The sequence below is a fragment of the Bordetella genomosp. 5 genome, from assembly GCF_002261315.1.
GTDB lineage: Bacteria > Pseudomonadota > Gammaproteobacteria > Burkholderiales > Burkholderiaceae_B > Bordetella.
In genome coordinates this window covers 183,950-204,435 of the sequence record NZ_NEVP01000008.1, presented here as the reverse complement: position 1 = coordinate 204,435, position 20,486 = coordinate 183,950, and the positions used below count along the sequence as shown (strand labels likewise).

17 protein-coding genes are annotated in these 20,486 nt (G+C 67.0%); 15 read left to right on the top strand and 2 right to left on the bottom strand.

The window, feature by feature from the left end; all coding sequences use genetic code 11:
• Window positions 1-199: 199 nt before the first annotated feature.
• From CAL25_RS14450 to CAL25_RS14415, 8 genes are all read left to right on the top strand, one after another.
• Window positions 200-682, top strand: a complete 483-nt coding sequence (locus tag CAL25_RS14450) for a sigma-70 family RNA polymerase sigma factor (RefSeq protein ID WP_432759241.1) — start codon at window positions 200-202, stop codon at window positions 680-682.
• Entirely contained in the window at window positions 675-1,646 is a 972-nt protein-coding gene (locus tag CAL25_RS14445) for a DUF4880 domain-containing protein (RefSeq protein ID WP_170948499.1), read from the top strand. The genes CAL25_RS14450 and CAL25_RS14445 overlap by 8 nt, the downstream gene beginning before the upstream one ends.
• A 107-nt stretch (window positions 1,647-1,753) precedes the next feature.
• Window positions 1,754-4,246, top strand: coding sequence for a TonB-dependent siderophore receptor (locus CAL25_RS14440; protein WP_432759240.1), 2,493 nt, complete (start codon window positions 1,754-1,756; stop codon window positions 4,244-4,246).
• Between the two features lie 247 nt (window positions 4,247-4,493).
• Window positions 4,494-5,111, top strand: coding sequence for a DUF4198 domain-containing protein (locus CAL25_RS14435; protein WP_094801140.1), 618 nt, complete (start codon window positions 4,494-4,496; stop codon window positions 5,109-5,111).
• A complete protein-coding gene (locus tag CAL25_RS14430) occupies window positions 5,108-5,404 on the top strand; it encodes a DUF3649 domain-containing protein (protein WP_249279082.1) in 297 nt (98 codons plus the stop codon). The genes CAL25_RS14435 and CAL25_RS14430 overlap by 4 nt, the downstream gene beginning before the upstream one ends.
• 164 nt (window positions 5,405-5,568) lie before the next feature.
• The gene (locus CAL25_RS14425) at window positions 5,569-7,176 is read left to right on the top strand and encodes a PepSY-associated TM helix domain-containing protein (protein ID WP_249279089.1); all 1,608 of its coding nucleotides are present in this window, start codon (window positions 5,569-5,571) and stop codon (window positions 7,174-7,176) included.
• A 4-nt stretch (window positions 7,177-7,180) separates the two neighbouring features.
• A complete protein-coding gene (locus CAL25_RS14420; protein ID WP_094801134.1) occupies window positions 7,181-7,507 on the top strand; it encodes a DUF3325 domain-containing protein in 327 nt (108 codons plus the stop codon).
• Between the two features lie 170 nt (window positions 7,508-7,677).
• The gene (locus tag CAL25_RS14415; RefSeq protein ID WP_094801132.1) at window positions 7,678-9,024 is read left to right on the top strand and encodes a tryptophan--tRNA ligase; all 1,347 of its coding nucleotides are present in this window, start codon (window positions 7,678-7,680) and stop codon (window positions 9,022-9,024) included.
• A gap of 96 nt (window positions 9,025-9,120) precedes the next feature.
• Here the strand turns inward: CAL25_RS14415 and tex are convergent, their stop codons facing one another.
• A complete protein-coding gene (tex, locus tag CAL25_RS14410) occupies window positions 9,121-11,505 on the bottom strand; it encodes an RNA-binding transcriptional accessory protein Tex (protein ID WP_094801130.1) in 2,385 nt (794 codons plus the stop codon).
• A 188-nt stretch (window positions 11,506-11,693) separates the two neighbouring features.
• Here tex and CAL25_RS14405 point away from each other — a divergent pair, with 188 nt between their 5' ends.
• Window positions 11,694-13,775 (top strand): ATP-dependent DNA helicase, encoded by a 2,082-nt coding sequence (locus CAL25_RS14405; RefSeq protein WP_094801128.1) that lies wholly within the window; start codon window positions 11,694-11,696, stop codon window positions 13,773-13,775.
• A gap of 105 nt (window positions 13,776-13,880) precedes the next feature.
• On the opposite strand, the gene CAL25_RS14400 is transcribed toward CAL25_RS14405, so the two are convergent.
• On the bottom strand, window positions 13,881-14,729 hold the full coding sequence (locus CAL25_RS14400) for an outer membrane protein assembly factor BamD (protein ID WP_170948498.1): 849 nt from the start codon (window positions 14,727-14,729) through the stop codon (window positions 13,881-13,883).
• A 53-nt stretch (window positions 14,730-14,782) separates the two neighbouring features.
• Here CAL25_RS14400 and CAL25_RS14395 point away from each other — a divergent pair, with 53 nt between their 5' ends.
• The 6 genes from CAL25_RS14395 (at window position 14,783) to CAL25_RS14370 (ending at window position 20,486) form a co-directional block, all read left to right on the top strand.
• Window positions 14,783-15,745 (top strand): RluA family pseudouridine synthase, encoded by a 963-nt coding sequence (locus CAL25_RS14395; RefSeq protein ID WP_094801126.1) that lies wholly within the window; start codon window positions 14,783-14,785, stop codon window positions 15,743-15,745.
• Window positions 15,733-16,497 carry a peptidoglycan editing factor PgeF gene (gene pgeF, locus CAL25_RS14390; RefSeq protein ID WP_094801124.1) on the top strand — a complete coding sequence of 255 codons (765 nt, stop codon included), beginning with the start codon at window positions 15,733-15,735 and terminating at the stop codon, window positions 16,495-16,497. Before CAL25_RS14395 ends, pgeF begins: the two co-directional genes overlap by 13 nt.
• 158 nt (window positions 16,498-16,655) lie before the next feature.
• Window positions 16,656-18,281 (top strand): class I poly(R)-hydroxyalkanoic acid synthase, encoded by a 1,626-nt coding sequence (gene phaC / locus CAL25_RS14385; protein ID WP_094801122.1) that lies wholly within the window; start codon window positions 16,656-16,658, stop codon window positions 18,279-18,281.
• Between the two features lie 83 nt (window positions 18,282-18,364).
• Window positions 18,365-19,102 (top strand): acetoacetyl-CoA reductase, encoded by a 738-nt coding sequence (phbB, locus tag CAL25_RS14380; RefSeq protein WP_094801120.1) that lies wholly within the window; start codon window positions 18,365-18,367, stop codon window positions 19,100-19,102.
• A gap of 109 nt (window positions 19,103-19,211) precedes the next feature.
• Window positions 19,212-19,778: a polyhydroxyalkanoate synthesis repressor PhaR gene (phaR, locus tag CAL25_RS14375; protein ID WP_094801118.1), complete on the top strand. Its 567-nt coding sequence runs from the start codon at window positions 19,212-19,214 to the stop codon at window positions 19,776-19,778.
• Window positions 19,779-19,946: 168 nt separating this feature from the next.
• Entirely contained in the window at window positions 19,947-20,486 is a 540-nt protein-coding gene (locus CAL25_RS14370; RefSeq protein ID WP_094801116.1) for an iron transporter, read from the top strand.

The window sequence follows — 20,486 nt, the reverse complement described above, 5'->3', positions numbered from 1 at the left end:
TTCCAGGGGAGATCCAGATCATCCCGGGATTCTAAGCGGGTTGTTTTTTTGGCACACCCGGCGCGTTCAACCCGCCGGATTTGGGCCTGAAAATTGATAATGATGTTGATTATCACTAGTATGGGCGGCTGGTCTTACCGTCTTGCCCTCCTTGCCCGTGTCCACGCTTCATTCCCCGTCCGCGCCAGCGTCCGATGTCATGCCCGTCGAGGGCCTGTATCGCGAGCATCGCTCCTGGCTGGCCGGCTGGTTCCGGCGCCGGCTCGGTTGCCGCGACCGCGCGGAGGATTTCACGCAGGACGTGTTCGTCCGTGTGATTCAGGGCAGCAAGGCCGTGCGGATCGAGCAGGCGCGCGCGCTGCTCACTACGATCGCGCGAGGCCTGGTGATCGACCATCACCGCCATGCCGCCCTCGAAGCCGCCTACCTGGTTTACCTCGAGAGCCTGCCGCCCGCGGCCGCGCCGTCGCCGCAGCAGCGCATCGAACTGCTGCAGGCGCTGGCCGAACTCGATCGCATGCTCGACGGCCTGCCGCCCCGGGCGCGCGAGGCTTTCCTGCTGTCGCAGGTCGATGGGCTGAGCTATGCCGAGATCGCCGCGCGCCTCGGCGTGTCCGTGAGCTCGGTGCAGCAATACATGGTGCGGGCGATGAGCGCCTGCTATGCCGCGTTCCATGACTGATATGTCCACGCCCAGCGACGTGGTGGTGCGACAGGCCATCACCTGGTGGGCCCGGCTGCAGTCGGGCGAGGCCGACGATGGATTGCGCGCCGCCTGCACCCGCTGGATCGACGCGGATCCCGCGCACCGCACCGCCTGGCAGCGCGTCGACCTTGTCGCACAGGGCGTGAGCCGCGTGCCGGCGGGGCTGGCGCATGCCGCGCTCGACCGCGCGCCGCGCGTGCCGCGGCCACAACGCCGGGCCGTATTGCGCGGCCTGGTCGCGGGCGCGGTGCTGGCGGGTACGGGCGGGCTGGTGTACCGGCATGCGCCCTGGCAACGCCTGGTCGCGGACTACAGCACCGACACCGGCGAGACGCGCGAGATCGCGCTGGCCGAGGGCCTCAGCCTGACGCTGGCGGGTGACACCGCCATCCGCACCGAACTGCGGGACGAGCGGCGCGCCGTCAGCCTGCTGCGCGGGGAAATCCTGGTGCGTGCCGCGCATCTGGCGGTGCTGCAGCCGGTGCTGAATGTCGATACGGGTTACGGCACGCTCAGCGCCGAAGAGGCTCGCTTCTGCGTGCGGCGCATGGTCTCGGGCTGCCGGATCGATGTGTATGAAGGCTTCGTCGCGCTGCACCGCGACGATGTGCCGGGCACTCTGTTGATGCGGGCAGGCGAGAGCCTGACGATCGCCGCCGACGGCGCGGCACGCGCTGGCGTGGCTGATCCGGATGCCGCGGCCTGGGCGCAGGGGCTGATCGTGGCTCAGGCGTGGCCGCTGGCCCGGCTGGTGCGGCGGCTTGCCGATAATCGCGTCGGTCTGATCCGGGTCGACGAGCGCGTGGCCGAGCTGCCCATCTCGGGCGTGTTCCCGCTCTACGACGCCGAGCGCGCGCTGGCCGCCGTCGCGAAGTCGCTGCCGATCGCGGTGCAACGCCGCAGCCGCTACTGGCTCAGCGTGGGGCCGCGCGAGGCCTGAGCCGCCACGGTTACATCTTTTTTTGTCGCGGGACTGCAGGTTTGCTTCGCTGGTGCGGAAAGCCATGAGTAAACGCTTTTGCTTTCTGCATTTCTGAGGAGAACCCTGTGTCGCAACATCCCGTGCGTCTGCGTCTGAAACGCAGCGCCGCCAGCCGGGCGCTGATCGCCGCGCTCGGCGGCACCACGCTGGGCACGCTCGTGCTCGCCGGCTCCGGTACGCCGGTCCAGGCGCAGCCGGTACGCCAGACCTACAGCATCCCCGCCGGTCCGCTGGCAGACGCGCTCACGCGCTATGCCCGTCAGGCAGGGGCCGTCCTGTCCTTCGATCCGGCCTTGGCGGCCGGGCGCCGTTCCAATGGTCTGTCGGGTTCGTACGGCGTGGCCGAGGGCTTCGCGCAATTGCTGGCCGGCACCGGTCTCGTGGCACGCGCCGATGGCAACCGTGCCTGGTCGCTGCACGCCGCGCCGTCGGGCGACGCGACCACGCTCGCGCCGGTGACGGTGACGGGCGCCTCCGAGTTCGCGTCGGGCCCGACGCTGGGCTACGTGTCGACGGTGAGCATGAGCGGCACCAAGACCGATACGCCGCTGATCGAGACGCCGCAGTCGATTTCGGTCGTGACGCGCGAACAGATCGCGGAGCAGGGCGCGCAGACGCTCAATCAGGTGTTGCGTTACACGGCCGGTGTCACGACCGAGGCGCGCGGCGCGACGGCCACGCGTCTGGATCAGTTCAATGTGCGCGGCTTCTCGGCCGCCACCTATCTGGATGGCATGCGGGTGTTCGGTGGCCGCGACGCGCTGCCGCAGGTCGATGCCTATCGTCTGGAACGCGTGGATGTGCTGAAGGGCCCGTCGTCGGTGATGTACGGCCAGGGCGGCCCGGGCGGGGTGGTCAACCAGGTCAGCAAGCGCCCGTTGAGCGAGCGCTTCAACGAAGTGGAGATCATGGGCGGCAATTACGATTTCCGCCGCGCCAACTTCGACTTCACCGGCCCCATCGATGAGGCGGGCAAGTTCGGCTACCGCTTCACGGGCGCCGGCTACCGCGCGGACGGGCAGGTCGATCACACCAAGGAACGCCGCTACTTCATCGCGCCGTCGTTCAGCTGGAAGCCGAACGCGGACACGTCCTTCACCCTGCTCACCAACTTCCAGCGAGATCCGGACATGGGCTCTTATGGGGCCGTGCCGGCGATGCGCACCGTGCTGTCCGCGCCGGATGGCCGCCGCCTGTCGCCCAGCTACTACGACGGGGATGCGAACTTCGAGCGCAGCGACCGCAAGAGCTATGCGCTGGGCTACGTGCTCGAGCATCGTTTCAACGACACGTTCAAGGCGTCTCAGAGCCTGCGCTATCAGCACTCCGAAGGCATCTATCGCAGCGTGTACGGCACGTCGACGGCCAACACCTATGGCTATACCGACGCCTCTTACCGCTACCAAGGCCGTGGCGTGATCGCCACCGATGTCGATGTGAACGCGTTCACCGTCGACAACAATCTGCAGGCCGACTTCGACACGGGTCCGCTGCGTCACAAGGTGCTGCTCGGCTTCGATTACCAGCGCGTCGAGACCGACACGCTGTCCGGTTTCGGCACGGCGCCTCCGATCGATGTGTTCAATCCGAACAATCACATGAACATCGCGACGCCGGCGTTCACCAGCGATCAGACGCAGTGGCAGTATCAGACGGGCCTGTACGCGCAGGATCAGATCAAGATCGATCGTCTGTCGGTATTGCTCGGCGGACGCTACGACTGGTCGCGCACGCACAGCGGCACGGACAACCCGATCACCGGCAGCCACAGCAGCTCCGCGCTGCAGGCCGAAGCGTTCACGGGCCGCGTGGGTCTCATCTACAACTTCGACAATGGCGTGGCGCCGTACGTCAGCTACTCGGAGTCGTTCGAGCCGCAGTCGGGCACGGGCTGGAACAATTCGCCGTTCAAGCCGATCGAGGGCAAGCAGTACGAAGTGGGCGTGAAGTATCAGCCGCCGGGTTCCGCCACGCTGTTGAGCGCCGCTGCCTTCGATATCCGCCGCGAAAACATGCTCACCACCGATCCGGATCCCACGCACATGTGCGGCGCGAGCCGGTGCTCGGTGCAGGCCGGTGAACTGCGCACGCAGGGCATCGAGCTCGAAGCCAAGACCGAGCCGGTGCGCGGCCTGAGCCTGATCGCAAGCTACTCCTACCTCGACAACGAGTACGAGCGCGCCAACCCCAACGCCGCCGGCCTCAACCTCAAGGGCAAGCGTCCCACCGGCATTCCGCAGCACCAGGCTTCCGCGTGGGCCCGCTACCAGATGCAGGAAGGCCCGCTCGCCGGTCTCGGCGTGGGGGGTGGCGTGCGCTATCTCGGCTCGAGCTACGGCGACGACGTCAACAGCTTCAAGGTGCCGTCGGTCACGCTGTTCGACCTGATGCTGGATTACGACCTGGGCCGGGCCTCCCCCGCGCTCAAGGGGATGCAGGTGGCGTTGAACGTGTCGAACCTGTTCGACAAGGAATACATCGCCGCATGCTCGTCGGGCGCGTGGTGCTGGTACGGCTACGAACGCACCGTCAAGGCGTCGCTGCGCTACCGCTGGTAAAGGCGGCGCAATGGTGTGAAACAGGAAAGTAGTGGCGCGCGCAACGATAGGCGGGCGACTCTTTAATTAAGAATGATTATAATTTGCGGGTGTTTTCGCTTTGGCGCGCTCTTTTGACGGGAGCGGGGCAGGGCGTACTGGCAAATCGTCATCGGAGAAGGGCTCCGTTGGCGTCCAAAGAGACACGGGGCACGCGCAGCCGTCGAGGGGGACGGCGCGCAATCCGTATCACCACAAGGAAAGCAACATGCGCATCATCAAATCCGTCGCGGCGCTCGCGCTGCTGGGCTGGACCAGCATGGCATCGGCCCACTTCGTCTGGCTCGAGCCGGCCGGTGAATCCAAGGTTCGTGCCTACTTCGGCGAATGGGCCGACGACATGCGCGAGAAGACCGACGGCTTCCTGGGCAAGGTGCTGACTGAGCCCAAGCTCAACGGCAAGGCCGTCAAGCCGGCCGCGTCGGGTGCCGACTACTACGAGTTCGACGCCCGCGGCGATACGCGTCTGGGCCAGGCCGCGCTCTTCAAGGAAACGCTGGTGGAGTACGGCGCGCGCGTCGGCCGCCAGGACACCAAGGCGCAACTGCCGCTGGAGATCGTGCCGGCCGAAGCGGGCTCGAATTCCTTCGTGCTGACCTTCGACGGCAAGCCGCTGCCGAAGACCGAGGTGACCGTCTTCGGTCCGCCGAAGTGGCTCAAGCAGTTCCGTACCGATGAGTCCGGCAAGTTCACGATCGAAACGCCCTGGACCGGCCAGTACGTGCTCGAAGCGGCGCATGCCCAGGACAAGACCGGCGACCACGGTGGCAAGCCCTACACCAAGGTCCGTTACGTCACCACCCTGACCTTCGATCGTTCAAAGTGAAAGCGCCCGTATCCGGCGCAGGCATGCTGCGCTATCGCTTCATCGTCGCTTCTCGCGCGCTTGCCGCCGTCGGCGGCGGATATCTGCTCGCGTCGGCCGTCGCAGCCGCCCTGGCGGTCTGGCTGCCGCTCAGCCGTCTCGACGCCGTCGTGATCGCGCAACTGACATCCTTCGTGGTGTACGCCTGCGCCGTGATATGGGTCTTCGCAACGCGCACCACGGTGCGCGCCTGGGTGGGCGTGATCGCGCCCACCCTGGTTTTCGCGCTGCTTTATTGGGTGGGCCGGCCGTGAGCGGTTCCACGCCTCTTTCTGATACTTCGCTGCAATCCATGTCTGACGCCAAGACGGGCGCCGGGTCCGACCTCCCGGGTACGCCCCAGGCCGCACGCCCCGCCGCATCCAAAGCCGCTTCCGCCAAGAAAGACGCCGCGCAGGGCGAAGGGCTGCGCCAGGCGATGTCCTGGCTGCACACCTGGTCCGGGCTGATCTTCGGCTGGGTGCTGTTCGCCATGTTCCTGACCGGCACGCTGGCGTTCTTCCGCCCCGAAATCACGCGCTGGATGCAGCCCGAGATCGAGGTCCAGAAGGTGCCGCAGGCGCAGGCCCTGGCGGTCGCGCGCAAGTACCTCGAGACCCACGCCGCGGATTCGACGCGCTGGTTCATCTCGCTGCCCTCCGATCGCGAGCCCGCGATCCATGCCTCGTACCAGCGGGCCAAGCCGCCTCCTGGCGAGCGCGCATTCAAACGCGTCACGATCGATCCGGTGTCGGGCGACGAGATCAAGGCGCGCGAGACCCGCGGCGGCGACTTCTTCTATCGGTTCCACTTCGAGCTCGAGATGAGCTTTCCGTGGGGACGCTGGCTGGCGAGTATCGCCGGCATGTTCATGCTGGTGGCCATCATCAGCGGCGTCATCACGCACAAAAAGATATTCACCGACTTCTTTACGTTCCGGCCCAAGAAGGGCGGGCAACGGGCCTGGATGGACGGGCACAACGCGCTCTCCGTACTGGGCCTGCCGTTCCATCTCATGATCACGTTCAGCGGCTTGATCCTGTTCGTGTACATGCTGATGCCGGCCAGCGTGTTGTCGGCCTACAAGAGCGACCGCGAGTACTTCGACGAGATGTTCCCGGCGTTCGCGGTGCCCAAGCCCACCAAACAGCCCGCCACGCTGGTCGACCTCAATACCGTGGTCGACCGGGCCGAAGCCGGCTGGGAGGGCGGTCGCGCCGGCCGCGTCGTGGTGAATCACCCGTTCGACGCGGGCTCGACCGTCACCGTCACCCGCGCGGTGAGTGAACGCGTGTCGTACGGCCGCATGGCCCCCACCAACAGCTACAACGGGGTGACCGGCGAGCTGATCAGCGCGGCGGCCGCGCCGAGCGCGGCCGCGGTCACCGCGGGCACGATCGTGGGCCTGCATCTCGGCCTCTTCGCCGAACCGCTGCTGCGCTGGTTCTACTTCCTGGTGAGCCTGGCCGGCACGGCCATGGTCGGCACCGGGCTGGTGTTGTGGATCGCCAAACGGCGTCAGAAAAACGTGAAGGGTCAGCGCGAGGCGTTCTCGCTGCGCCTGGTCGACGGTCTGAACGCCGGCACCATCGCCGGCATCGGTGTCGCCATCGCGGCCTTCTTCTGGGCCAACCGCCTGCTCGATCCGACGGTCGCGCAGCACGCCCGGCTCGAGGTGCGCGTGTTCTTCTGGGCCTGGGGCCTGTGCTTCGTCTACGCCTTCCTGCGTCAAAAGACCAAGTGGCGCGACCTGAGCGCGCTGGGCGCGATTCTGTTCGCGCTGGTGCCGGTGGTGAACGCGTTCACGACGCAGCGCCATCTCGGCGTGTCGCTGGCCAAGGGCGACTGGGTCATGGCCGGCTTCGACCTGACCTGCCTGGCCACGGCCTTGCTGCTGGGCTGGATCGCCTACAAGTCCGGCCGTGGCCGCCCGCAGCCCGCCGCGCGCGGTGCCAAGGCCGCGCCGCAGGCCGGGGCCAAACCCACCCCCAAGCCCGCCCCCCAATCCGCGCCGATCGACGGCAATCCTTCCGCCGCCACGAGGTGATGACATGAACGCCGCCGCTTTCTGCCTGGCCTACGCGGGATTCGCCGCGCTTTGCCTGGGCATGGACCGCCACTACGAAGATGTCTTCGACCGCAGCCTGCCGCGCCGCCACAAGCTCCTGTTGCGCACGCTGGGCTGGCTCGGCCTCACGTTGTCGCTCATGGCCTCGGCCCACGCCTGGGGCTGGAGCTACGGCACCATCGAATGGATCGGCATCCTCAGCTTCGCGGGTCTGTTGCTGATCTGGGCGCTGACCTACGTGCCGCGCGTGGCGCTGGCCGCCGGCGGCGCGTGCGCCGTCGCGGCGCCCGTGTTCGCCTGGGTGAGCTGAGCGCGCCGGTATCGGATGCCTCGCCGGCAGCACCTTGCCGGCCGCACCTTGCCGGCCGCGCCTCGCCGGCCGCGCCTCGCCGGCCGCACCTCGCCGGCCGCACCTCGACACCGGCGTGGGCACGGTAAACTGAGGCCCATCGTCGTTCACCTCAGGCTTCGTCTCGCGTCATGAACACCCGCGTCCTCACTGGCATCACCACCACCGGCACTCCTCACCTCGGCAATTGGGCCGGCGCCATCCGCCCGGCCATCCAGGCCAGCACCCAGCCGGGGGTCGACGCATTCTTCTTCCTCGCCGACTACCACGCGCTGATCAAGTGCGACGACCCGGCCCGCGTGGCCCGCTCGCGCCTCGAAATCGCGGCCACCTGGCTGGCCGGCGGCCTGGACACCGATCGCGCGACCTTCTATCGCCAATCCGACATTCCCGAGATTCCGGAGCTGTGCTGGTTGCTGATGTGCGTGACCGGCAAGGGCCTGATGAATCGTGCCCATGCCTACAAGGCGTCGGTCGACCAGAACACCGCCAAGGGCGTGGAAGCCGATGACGGCGTGACTATGGGCCTGTTCTCGTATCCGGTTCTGATGGCGGCGGACATCCTGATGTTCAACGCGCACAAGGTGCCGGTCGGCCGGGATCAGGTGCAGCACATCGAGATGACGCGCGATATCGCCCAGCGCTTCAATCACCTGTACGGCCGCGAGTTCTTCGTGCTGCCCGATGTAGTCATCGAAGAAGAGGTCGCCACCTTGCCCGGCCTCGATGGCCGCAAGATGTCCAAGAGCTACAACAACACGATTCCGCTGTTCGAGGGTGGCGCCCGCGCGCTGCGCGCGGCGGTGTCGCGCATCGTGACCGACTCGCGCCAGCCGGGCGAGGCCAAGGATGCCGACAGCGCGCATCTGTTCACGATCTACCGCGCCTTCGCCAGCCAGGCCGAATCGGCCCAGTTGCGCGCGCAACTGGCCGACGGCATGGGCTGGGGCGACGCCAAGGAAGCGCTGATCCAGCGCCTGGAGCAGGACATCGCGCCGATGCGCGACCGCTACGATGCGCTGATCTCCAACCCCGGCCGTATCGAGGAGATTCTGCAGGCCGGCGCCCAGAAGGCGCGCAAGCTGGCTCAACCCGCCATCGAGGCGCTGCGTGAGGCCGTGGGCCTGCGCAACCTCACCAGCGGCCCGGTCCAGGCGGCCGCGGGCGCCAAGAAGGCGGCCAAGGGCGCACGCTTCGTCAGCTTCCGCGACGACGACGGTTCGTTCCGTTTCCGCCTGCTCGGCGCCGACGGCAACGAGCTGCTGGTGTCGGGCAGCCATGCCGATCCCAAGGCCGCTGGCGCGCTCACGAAGCGTTTGCAGCAGCCCGGCGTGGCGGTGGTCACGCTGGACGGGCTGGCCGTGGTGGCGAGCCTGGACGGCGCCGAAGTGGCCCGTGGCGCGCCCGCCGCCGATGCGGCGGCCGCCGATGCGCAGGCCGTGCAGGTGCAGGACGCGCTGGCCTCGCTGGCCCAGTAGTCCGCATCGCAACGGCGTCGCGTCCGCGGCGCCGCGCCATGAAAAAAGCCGCCAGGTGGGGTGTCTACCCTGGCGGCTTTTCTGTTTTGGGCGTGCTCAGCGCTTGAGCTTGGCGAATGCGTCGGCCATCGCGCTGTTGCCCAGGCTGCTGCCGCGGCCGGCATCGCTGCCTTGCGGACGGCGGCCGCCCCGGTCGTTGCCGCGCGGTGCGCCGGTGCTGGCGCCCGCGGCGCCGCCTCGGCGTGCCGGTTCGGCGGGATCGTTCAGGCGCATGGTGAGCGCGACGCGCTTGCGCTGCACGTCGACCTCGAGCACCTTCACCTGCACCGTCTGGCCCACGCGGACCACGTCGCGCGGATCCTTGACGAACTTCTCCGCCAGCGCCGAGATGTGCACCAGACCGTCCTGGTGCACGCCGATGTCGACGAACGCGCCGAAGTTGGCCACGTTGGTCACGACGCCTTCGAGCAGCATGCCGGGATGCAGGTCGTTGAGGGTCTCGACGCCTTCCTTGAACTGCGCGGTCTTGAACTCGGGACGCGGATCGCGGCCGGGCTTTTCGAGCTCGGCGAAGATGTCGCGCACCGTGGGCAAGCCGAAGCGTTCGTCGGTGAATTCGGACGGCGACACGCCCTTGAGGGCTTCGCGCTGGCCGATGATCTGCTTCACGTCGGCCTTGATGCGGGCGACGATGCGCTCGACCACCGGGTAGGCCTCGGGGTGGACCGCCGAGGCGTCGAGCGGATTGTCGCCCGACGGGATGCGCAGGAAGCCGGCGGCCTGCTCGAAGGCCTTATCGCCGAAGCGCGGCACCTTGAGCAGTTGCTTGCGGGTGGGGAACGCGCCGTTCTCGTCACGCCAGGCGACGATGTTCTTGGCGAGCGACGAATTCAGGCCCGACACGCGGGCGAGCAGGGCGGCCGAAGCGGTGTTCACGTCCACGCCCACGGCGTTCACGCAATCCTCGACCACGGCGTCCAGCGAACGGGCCAGCTCGCGCTGGTTCACGTCGTGCTGGTACTGGCCCACGCCGATGGCCTTGGGATCGATCTTGACCAGCTCGGCCAGCGGATCCTGCAGACGGCGGGCGATCGACACGGCGCCACGCAGCGTCACGTCGAGGTCCGGGAACTCGAGGGCCGCGGTCTCGGAAGCCGAGTACACCGAGGCGCCGGCTTCGGACACGACGACGCGGGTGAGCTTCATGTCGGGATAGAGGCTCATCATGTCGCCGACCAGCTTTTCGCTCTCGCGCGATGCGGTGCCGTTGCCGATGGCGATCAGCTCGACCTGATGGCGCTTGCACAGCGCGGCCAGCGTGGAGATGGTGCCTTCGCGGTCGCGGCGCGGCTCGAACGGATAGACGGTGGTCGTGTCGACGACCTTGCCGGTGCGATCGATCACGGCGATCTTGCAGCCCGTGCGGATGCCGGGATCGAGGCCGAGCACGGTCTTGGGGCCCGCCGGCGCGGCCAGCAGCAGATCCTTGAGGTTGGCGGCGAACACGCGGATGGCCTCGGCCTCGGCGGTCTCGCGCAGGCGCGAGAATAGCTCGCTCTCGAACGCCGTGAGCAGCTTCACGCGCCAGGTCCAGCGGCACACTTCGCCCAGCCAGCGCGCGCGCGGCGTGGCGTCGAGGGCGAACAGATTGCCCAGCTTGAGGAAGTTGGCCACGCGTGCCACGCAGGGATGCGGCGTCTGGGCTTCGAGCTCGGCGTCCAGGCCCAGGCGCAGTTCGAGCACGCCTTGCTGGCGGCCACGCATGAGGGCGAGGATGCGGTGCGAGGGCAGGGTGCGAACCGCCTCATTGAAATCGAACCAGTCGCGGAAGTTGGCGCCGTCGTTTTCCTTGCCGTCGACCATCTTCGAATACAGCAGGCCCGTGCCCCAGAGATGCTCGCGCATGTCGGTGAGCAGGTCGGCGTTTTCGGCGTAGCGTTCGGCCAGGATGTCGCGCGCGCCGTCGAGCGCGGCCTTGGCATCCGTGATGTTGGCTTCGGCGTTGAGGTAGCCGGCGGCCAGCGCGGCGGGATCGCAGGCCGGGTCGGCCAGGATCGCGTCGGCCAGCGGCTCGAGGCCGGCTTCGCGCGCGATCTGGGCGCGCGTGCGGCGCTTGGGCTTGTACGGCGCGTACAGATCCTCGAGGCGCTGTTTGGTGTCGGCGCCGGTGATGTCCTTGTGCAGTTCGGGCGTCATCTTGCCCTGCTGCGTGATCGATTCGAAGATCGCGACGCGGCGCTCTTCGAGCTCGCGCAGATAACCGAGGCGCACTTCGAGGTTACGCAGCGCGGTGTCGTCCAGGCCGCCGGTGGCTTCCTTGCGATAGCGCGCGATGAAGGGCACGGTGGCGCCATCGTCGAGCAATTCGACGGCGGCCGACACCTGTGCGGCGCGGGCGCCCAGTTCGGTGGCCAGTTGGGCAAGGATCCGGGCGTGATCGACGCTCGGCACGGCGGGCGTGGTGACGGAAATTTCGGACATCTCGAGACGGCGTCAAAGGGAAAACAAGGGGCGGATTGTGCCATAAGCTGCCCGTGGCGCCCTGTTACGAGACATGGCTGTCACTCTGGCAGAAAGGCGGATTTCCCCGTCAAATCGGGGAGGCTGCGCCGGGCCCCTACAGGACGGCGCGCTAAAATGCCTGCCACTTTAGCGCACCCACCGCATCGATGCTGGACCTGAACATTTCGGAATTCTTCGCCGACGACGGCCCGCTGGCGCAAGCCATGCCGGGCTACCGCTCGCGGCCCGCCCAGGTGGCGCTGGCTCAGGCCATCGAGGAGGCCATCGTCGATCGCGCCACCCTGGTGGCCGAGGCCGGCACCGGCACGGGCAAAACCTGGGCCTATCTCGTGCCGGCGTTCGTGCAGGGCGGCAAGGTGCTGATCTCCACCGGCACCCGCACGCTGCAAGACCAGCTCTATGCGCGCGACCTGCCGCGCGTGCGCGCCGCGCTGGGCGCACCGGTCACGGCCGCGCTGCTCAAGGGCCGGGGCAACTACGTCTGTCATTACCACCTCGACCGCCTGCAGGGCGACGAACGCGCGCTCAAGTCGCGCTCCGAAGTCGCCCAGTTGCGCAAGATCCAGGTCTTCGCGGGCATCACCAAAACGGGCGACCGCTCCGATCTGGCGCAGATCCCCGAAGACGCGGAGATCTGGCAACGCGTGACCTCCACGCGCGAAAACTGCCTGGGCCAGGAATGCCCGCGCATCCGCGACTGCTTCGTCGTGAAGGCACGCCGGGCGGCGCAGGAGGCCGACGTCGTGGTCGTCAACCACGCCCTCTTCATGGCCGACCTGGTGTTGCGCGAAGAGGGTGTCACGGACCTGCTGCCCGAAGTCGATACGGTCATCTTCGACGAAGCGCATCAGTTGCCCGACACCGCCACGCGTTTTCTGGGCAGCAGCGTCTCGACGCACCAGTTGCTCGATTTTGGCCGCACCCTCGAAGCCGCGGGCCTCGCCTATGCGCGCGAGGCCGCCAAATGGAGCGACGTGAGCCGCCAGGTCGAGACCGCCGCGCGCGAACTGCGCCTCGTCTGTGCGCCGCTGGAGCAGATGCCCGGCCGCAAGGCCACCTTCGAGGCCATCCCGAATGCCGCGGAGTTCGACGTGGCGCTGGCGCATCTGCGCAAAGTCGTCGACGCGGCCACCCGCGCGCTCACCGGCGTGGCCGAAAAGCATCCCGATCTGATGGCGGCCGCGCGCGCCGGGGCGGGCCTGTCGCTGCGTCTGTCGCGCTGGGCCACGCCGGCGCGGCATGGCGCGCCCGGCGCCGACGACGACGGTTTCGGCCAGGACATCAACCTGCCCGAAGACACCTCGCCCGCCGTGGCGAGCGAGATCGCCGCGCTGGCCGATCAGGCCCAGCACAGCTGGAGCGGTCCGGCCGTGCGCTGGGTCGAGCAGGGACAGCATCACGTGCGCCTGCACGCCGCGCCGCTTTCGGTGGCCAAGGCGTTCTCGCGCTACCGCAAGGGCGATCAGGCCTGGGTCATGACCTCGGCCACGCTGTCGGTGCAGGGCGATTTTCAGCATTTTCTGCGTCAGCTCGGCCTGGAGGGCGCGCGCACCGGCAAATGGGAGTCGCCGTTCGACTATCCCAGCCAGGGCCTGCTGTTCGTGCCGCGCGACATGCCCGAGCCGCACGCGCCGCAGTTCGTGGGGCGCTTTGTCGAAACCCTGATGCCGCTGCTCGAGGCGAGCCCCGGCGGCGCGCTGGTGCTGTGCACCACGCTGCGTGCGGTCGAGCGCGTCGCCGACCTGCTCGCCGATGCCTTCGAGGATGCCGGCCACGACTGGCCCCTGCTGCGCCAGGGCCAGTCCACCCGCCGCGACCTGCTCGAGCGCTTCGCCAAGCTGAAGCACCCGGTGCTGGTGGGCAGCCAGAGCTTCTGGGAAGGCATCGACCTGCCCGGCGACATCCTCACGCTGGTGGCGATCGACAAGCTGCCGTTCGCGCCGCCCGACGATCCGGTCATCGAGGCGCGGCTGCGTGCCTGCCGTGCCGAAGGCGGCAATCCGTTCGCCGAGTATCAGTTGCCGGAAGCCGCGATCTCGCTCAAGCAGGGGGCAGGGCGCTTGATCCGCACCGAGTCCGATTGGGGCGTCCTGATGGTGGGCGACGCGCGCCTGGTCGAGAAGCCCTACGGCAAGCGCCTGTGGCGCGGCCTGCCGCCGTTTGCCCGCACGCGCGAGCTGAACGAAGCGCTGGCTTTTCTGGAGCGCAAGGCCGAGAGCAGCGACTGAGCCGCGCGCCGTCGCAGGCGCACCCGCTGAACGCGGTCGCGCCTGCCAAACAAAAGGCCTCGCAACCCTTGGGTTGCGAGGCCTTTTGCATGAACTGCGCCGGGCTCAGCGCCAGCTGAAGGGGTTCCACCAGCTCTTGTCCGCGGCCAGGCCCTTTTGGTTGAACTGGCTGTTGGGGAAGTTCTGGTCGAGCACGCGCTTGGCGTCGTCGCGCAGCTGGGTCATGTTGAGCTTGTCGTACGACAGCACCAGCAGGTACAGCGCCTCTTCGGTGGCGGGGGCACCCTCGAAGTCGGTGATGACCGTCTGGGCACGGCTGGCCGCGGCCACGTAGGCGCCGCGCTCGTAGTAGTAGCGGGCGACGTAGACTTCGTTCATCGCGATCGCGTTCACGAGCCAGGTCATGCGCTTTTGCGCATCGGGCGTGTACTTGCTTTCGGGATAGCGTTTGACCAGCTCGCCGAAGGCATCGTAGGACGCGCGCAGGCCCTTGGGGTCGCGCTCGGCCGGATCCTGACCCGTCAGGTTGCTCATGAAGGCGCTGGCCGGCGTGAAGCTGACCAGACCCTTGAGGTACAGAACGTAGTCCGTGCCGGGATGGTTCGGGTAGAGCTGCTGGAAGCGGTCGCAGGCAGCCAGGGCCTGTTCGTTTTCGCCGTCTTTCCAGTTGACGTAGGCCAGTTCGATCAAGGCCTGCTGGGCGTAGGTCCCGAACGGATAGCGGCTCTCGATCGCGGTCAGGCGTTCGCGCGCTTCGTTCCAGTTGCCAGCGGAAACTTCTTCTTTGGCATCGGCGTAGAGTTGCTCGGCACTCCAGCCGGCGGTCTTGTCGTACTTGGTGTCGGCGCCGCCGCAACCGGAGACGAGCAGAACGCCGGCCAGCGCGATTGCCGCGGCAAGGACCGCCCCTTTTCGAGGGGCGGTATTCGTAGGAGCAGCGTGGCGGAGAATCACGAGAGTCGTTTCCTTGGTGTTAGCATGCTGGGCTGATTATATGATTTGTCTCCATGTCTGATACAGCCGTCAGCGCAGAAGCGCTTTCCGACGACGAACCCCAGCTGCTCACGGTGCCCGAAACGGTCCGGGCCGACCGGCTCGACAAGGTCCTGGCGGGGCTTTTGCCGGACCATTCCCGCAGCCGTCTGCAGGGCTGGATCGAGGATGGGCATGTGCAGGTCAACGGCAAACCGGCCAAGGTGCGCCAGACGGTCGGCCCCGGTGACGTGCTCACCGTCTGGGAGCAGGCCTCCCCCGAAAGCCAGGCGTTCGCGCCCGAGCCGGTCGAGTTCGGCGTGATCGCCGACAGCCCCGACTGGATCGTGGTCAACAAGCCGGCCGGCCTGGTGACGCATCCCGGCGCGGGCAACTGGAGCGGCACCCTGCTCAACGGCCTGTTGCACCGATACCCGGAACTGGCCCGCGTGGCCCGGGCCGGCATCGTGCACCGCCTCGACAAAGACACTTCCGGCCTGATGGTGGTGGCGCGCAACGATGTCGCGCAGACGCATCTGGTGCGTCAGCTGCAGGCCCGCTCCATGGGCCGCGAATATGTGGCGCTGGCGCACGGCTGGCTCACGGCCTCCGGCACCGTCGACCGACCCATCGGTCGGGATCCGCGGGTGCCGGTGCGCATGAGCGTGGAGCGCCCGGTGGCGCCCAAGCCCGCCATCACGCACTACCAACCCCAACGCCGCGGCACGGCGCCGGCAGGCGAGCGCGTCACCGAGATCGTGTGCCGCCTCGAAACCGGCCGCACGCATCAGATTCGCGTCCATATCGCCAGCCTCGGCCATCCGCTGCTGGCCGACGCCATCTACGGCGGCAAGCCGCTGGCGGGCGCGCAGCGGCAGATGCTGCACGCGCGTGCCCTGCATTTCGACGATCCCGGTGGCGGCGGCGAAGTGAGCTTTCAGGCGCCCGTGCCGGCCGACATGAGCGCCGTACAGGAGACGATCACATGGAACGCATAGTGGCCGGCTTGCCGGTGGTGAGCGGCGCGGCCTGGACCGGCGTCGAGTATTTCTGCACCACGCGCGCCGGTGGCGCCGGGCAGGGGCCTCACGCCAGTCTCAATCTCGGCATCCGGGCCGACGACGCACCCGAGGTCGTGGCGGAGAACCGCCGGCGCGTGCGCGCGGCCGTCGCGGGCGAGCCGCGCTGGCTGCGTCAGGTGCACGGCGCCGAGGTGCACGATGCCGACGGACCGGCGCCCGAGGGCGAGATTGCTGCCGATGCGAGCGTCACCACCCGGCCGGGGCAGGTGCTGGCCGTCATGGTGGCCGATTGTCTGCCGGTGGTGATCGCGGACGCGGCCGGCACCGTATTGGGTGCCGCCCACGCGGGCTGGCGCGGTCTGGCTGGTGGCGTGCTCGAAAACACGATGGCCGCCATGCAGGCCAAGGCCCCCGCGGCGCGCGACTTCCGCGCGTGGGTCGGCCCGGGCATCGGCGCGGCGCATTTCGAGGTGGGCGCCGACGTGCTCGAGGCCTTCACCGCCGACGGCCCGGAGGCCGCCGCGTGCTTTACGCCACGGCCGGGCATCCCCGGCAAGTGGCTGGCCGATCTGCCCGCATTGGCGCGGCTGCGCCTGCGGCGCGCCGGCGTGGCCGAGGTCGAACTGAGCGGCCTGTGCACGGTCAGTGACCCGGCGCGGTTCTTTTCGTACCGGCGCGATCGCGTCACCGGACGCATGGCATTGCTCGCCTGGTTGCGGCCGCTTTGATCGCTGCCAAGGCAGCGCAGCATTTTCACGGCCCGTGCCGTGCGTGCGGCGCCGCAGGGCAGGCTGCCGGATGCATTATCCTAGGTATACCCGCATTGACAGTGATCGACGCTGCCATGCACCATCAACTCGCGCAGTTCCGATAACAAGGTGTCGAAGTGAACGCCCATCTATCCGCTGCAAGGCCCGTCCCGGTGAGCGTGGCACCGGACGCTCTGGCAGACATCCAAGCCGAATTCTCGCGAGAGTGGCTGCGCCTTTGCGAGCAGGCCAAGGCGGGCTCCTTGCCGCCGCCTGCCGATCGCCGCTTCGCCGGTGAAGCCTGGGCCAAGGCCGGCCCGCACCTGCTGATGGTGCATGCCTATCTGTTGTCGGCGCGCGCGCTCAATCGCATGGTCGATGCCGCGCAGGTCAGCGAGCCGCTGCGTCAGCGTCTGCGCTTTTCGATCATGCAATGGATCGATGCGCTCTCGCCCGCCAATTTTCTCGCGTTCAACCCCGACGCCCAGCAGTCGATCATCGACAGCGCGGGCAAGGTGCTCAGCGCCGGGATGGCCAATCTGCTGGCCGACATCAAGCGCGGCCGCATCACGCAGACCGACGAGACGCACTTCGAGATCGGCCGCAACGTCGCCACCACGGCGGGCTCGGTGGTCTTCCAGAATCCGCTGATGCAGGTGATCCAGTACGCGCCGCTCACCGACAAGGTGTACCGCCGGCCGCTGGTGATCGTGCCTCCCAACATCAACAAGTACTACATCCTCGATCTGCAGCCCGAGAACTCGTTCGTGCGGCACGCGGTCGAGCAGGGCCACACGGTCTTTATCATTTCGTGGCGCAATCCGCTGGCGTCGGATGCCGATGGGGTCGACACGGCCACCTGGTCCGACTACCTCGATGACGCCGTGCTGCGCGCGCTCGACGTGGCGCGCGAGATCACCGGCGAAAAGCAGGTCAATGCGCTCGGCTTCTGCGTGGGCGGCACGATGCTGGCCTCGGCCCTCGCGCTGGCGCACGCGCGTGGCCAGGAGCCGGTGGCTTCGCTCACGCTGCTGACCTCCCTGCTGGATTTTCACGATACCGGCGTGCTGAAGGTGTTCGTCGACGAGCTGCATGCGCAGGTGCGCGAGCAGCAGTTCGGCAAGGGCGGCCTGATGCCGGCGCGCGATCTCGCCACCACCTTCTCGTTCCTGCGGCCCAACGAGCTCGTCTGGAACTACGTGGTCAACAACTACCTCAAGGGCCAGACGCCGCCGGCGTTCGATCTGCTGTTCTGGAACGCCGACAGCACCAATCTGCCGGGCCCGTTTTTTTCCTGGTACTTCCGCAATACCTACCTCGAAAACAACCTCAAGGTGCCTGGCCTCGCGCAGGCCGCCGATACGCCGATCGATCTCACGCGGCTCGAGATGCCGGCATATCTGTTCGGCTCGCGCGAAGACCACATCGTGCCGTGGGTGTCGGCGTATGCCTCCACCCAACTGCTGCGCGGCCCCCGTCGCTTCGTGCTGGGCGCGTCGGGGCACATCGCCGGGGTGATCAATCCGCCGGCCAAGAAAAAACGCAGTTACTGGGTCGCTCCCGAGGGCGCAAGCCTTCCGGGCGACCCCAACGCCTGGCTGTCGCAGGCGCAAGAGCGCCCAGGCAGCTGGTGGTCCGATTGGGCCGAGTGGCTGTCGGGCCAGGGCGGCACGCGCGTGGCCGCGCGCCGCAAGCTGGGCAACGCACGCTTTGCGCCGATCGAGGCGGCGCCTGGCAGCTACGTCAAAGTGCGAGCGGTTTAAACCTCACTACCGCGCCCCGCGCATGGCGGGGCGTTGGTGCTACATCCATCAACATGCGTGCGTCACCCCAAGGAGGGTTTCAAATGAGCGGAAAACTGGCATATGTGACGGGCGGTATGGGCGGCATCGGAACGGCGATCTGCCAACGGCTGGCCAAGGATGGTTTCCGCGTCGTGGCGGGCTGCGGGCCGAGCCGCAATTATCAGCAGTGGATCGACGAGCAGGCCGCGCAGGGCTACACGTTCTACGCGTCGGTGGGCAACGTGTCCGACTGGGAATCCACCGTGGATGCCTTCAACAAGGTGAAGTCGGAGCTGGGCGAAGTCGACGTGCTGGTCAACAACGCGGGCATCACGCGCGACGGACTATTCCGCAAAATGACGGTCGACGATTGGCGCGCGGTGATCGACACCAACCTCAACAGCCTGTTCAACGTCACCAAGCAGGTGATCGACAGCATGGTCGAGCGTCAGTTCGGCCGCATCATCAACATCAGCTCGGTCAATGGCCAGAAGGGCCAGTTCGGCCAGACCAACTACTCGACCGCGAAGGCCGGCATTCATGGCTTCACCATGGCGCTGGCACAGGAGCTCGCGAGCAAGGGCGTGACCGTCAACACGATCTCGCCGGGTTATATCGGCACGGACATGGTGCGCGCGATTCGTCCGGACGTGCTCGAGAAGATCGTGGCCACGATCCCGGTGCGCCGCCTGGGCGCGCCCGAAGAGATCGCTTCCATGACGTCGTGGCTGGCGGGTGAAGAGTCGGGTTTCGCCACGGGCGCCGACTTCTCGCTCAACGGCGGGCTGCATATGGGCTGACGTCATACATCCATGCACAGGAGGGCCGGATGCGCGCTGCCAGCGGGCATCCGGCAATGCACGTAAAATCATTCAAAGTTAAAGAGATCTCCCGATCTCGGGGACAGACATGACGCAAGCACAAACGGGCGCCGCCCTGCGCCTCATCAAGAAGTATCCCAACCGCCGCCTGTACGACACGCAGACGAGCACGTACATCACGCTGGCCGACGTCAAGCAACTGGTGCTGGCCAACGAAGAATTTCAGGTCGTCGACGCCAAGAGCGGCGAAGACCTCACGCGCAGCATTCTGCTGCAGATCATTCTCGAAGAAGAGAGCGGCGGCATGCCGATGTTCTCGTCCAACATGCTCTCGCAGATCATCCGTTTCTACGGCCACGCGATGCAGGGCATCATGGGGTCGTACCTCGAGAAGAACATCCAGGCGTTCATGGAAATCCAGCAACGCATGGCCGAGCAGTCCAAGGGCGTTTACGGCAGCCAGTTCGGTCCCGAAGCCTGGACGCAGTTCATGAATGTGCAGACGCCCATGCTGCAGAAAATGATGAACAACTACATCGACCAGAGCAAGAATCTGTTCGTGCAGATGCAGGATCAGATGCAGGACCAGACGCGCGCGATGTTCTCGAATTTCCCGTTCCCGCCGGGCACCACGCCCCCGGGCGGCCGCAAGTAATTGCGCGCTCGAATCCGAGATTGATACACCGCAAAGCGGCGCCGTTGATACGGCGCCGCTTTGTTTTGGAGCCTTTAACTTAAGGAGAATGTCAGTTCATCGGGGCTACATTAATGAAAACAGTTCTTGTTTGTTTTTGAACTGCCCGCTGTTTTCAAGGATCCCCTGATGATGAAGAAAGCCCTTGTGCTGGCACTCGCCGGCATGACGTTCTCCGCCGCCGCGATCGCCGCCGAGTACCCGATCGGCAAGCCCGTGGAAAAAGGCGGCATGGAAATCGGTGCTGTCTACCTGCAGCCGATCGAGATGGATCCTCCGGGCATGATGCGTCCGGCCAAGGATTCCGATGTGCACCTCGAAGCCGACATCCACGCCACCGCCGGCAACGTCACGGGCTTCCCCGAAGGCGAATGGATGCCGTATCTCGTGGTCAAGTACGAGCTGCAAAAGGTCGGTAGCGACAAGGTGCAGAAGGGCACGTTCATGCCCATGGTGGCCAACGACGGTCCGCACTACGGCGACAACGTCAAGCTCGACGGTCCCGGCAAGTACAAGCTCAAGTATTCGATCCTGCCGCCCTCGGCCGACAAGATGAGCCACTTCGGCCGCCACGTCGACAAGGAAACCGGCGTGGGTCCGTGGTTCGAACCCTTCGACATCGATTACGAATTCGTCTTCGCCGGCACCGGCAAGAAGGGCGGGTACTGA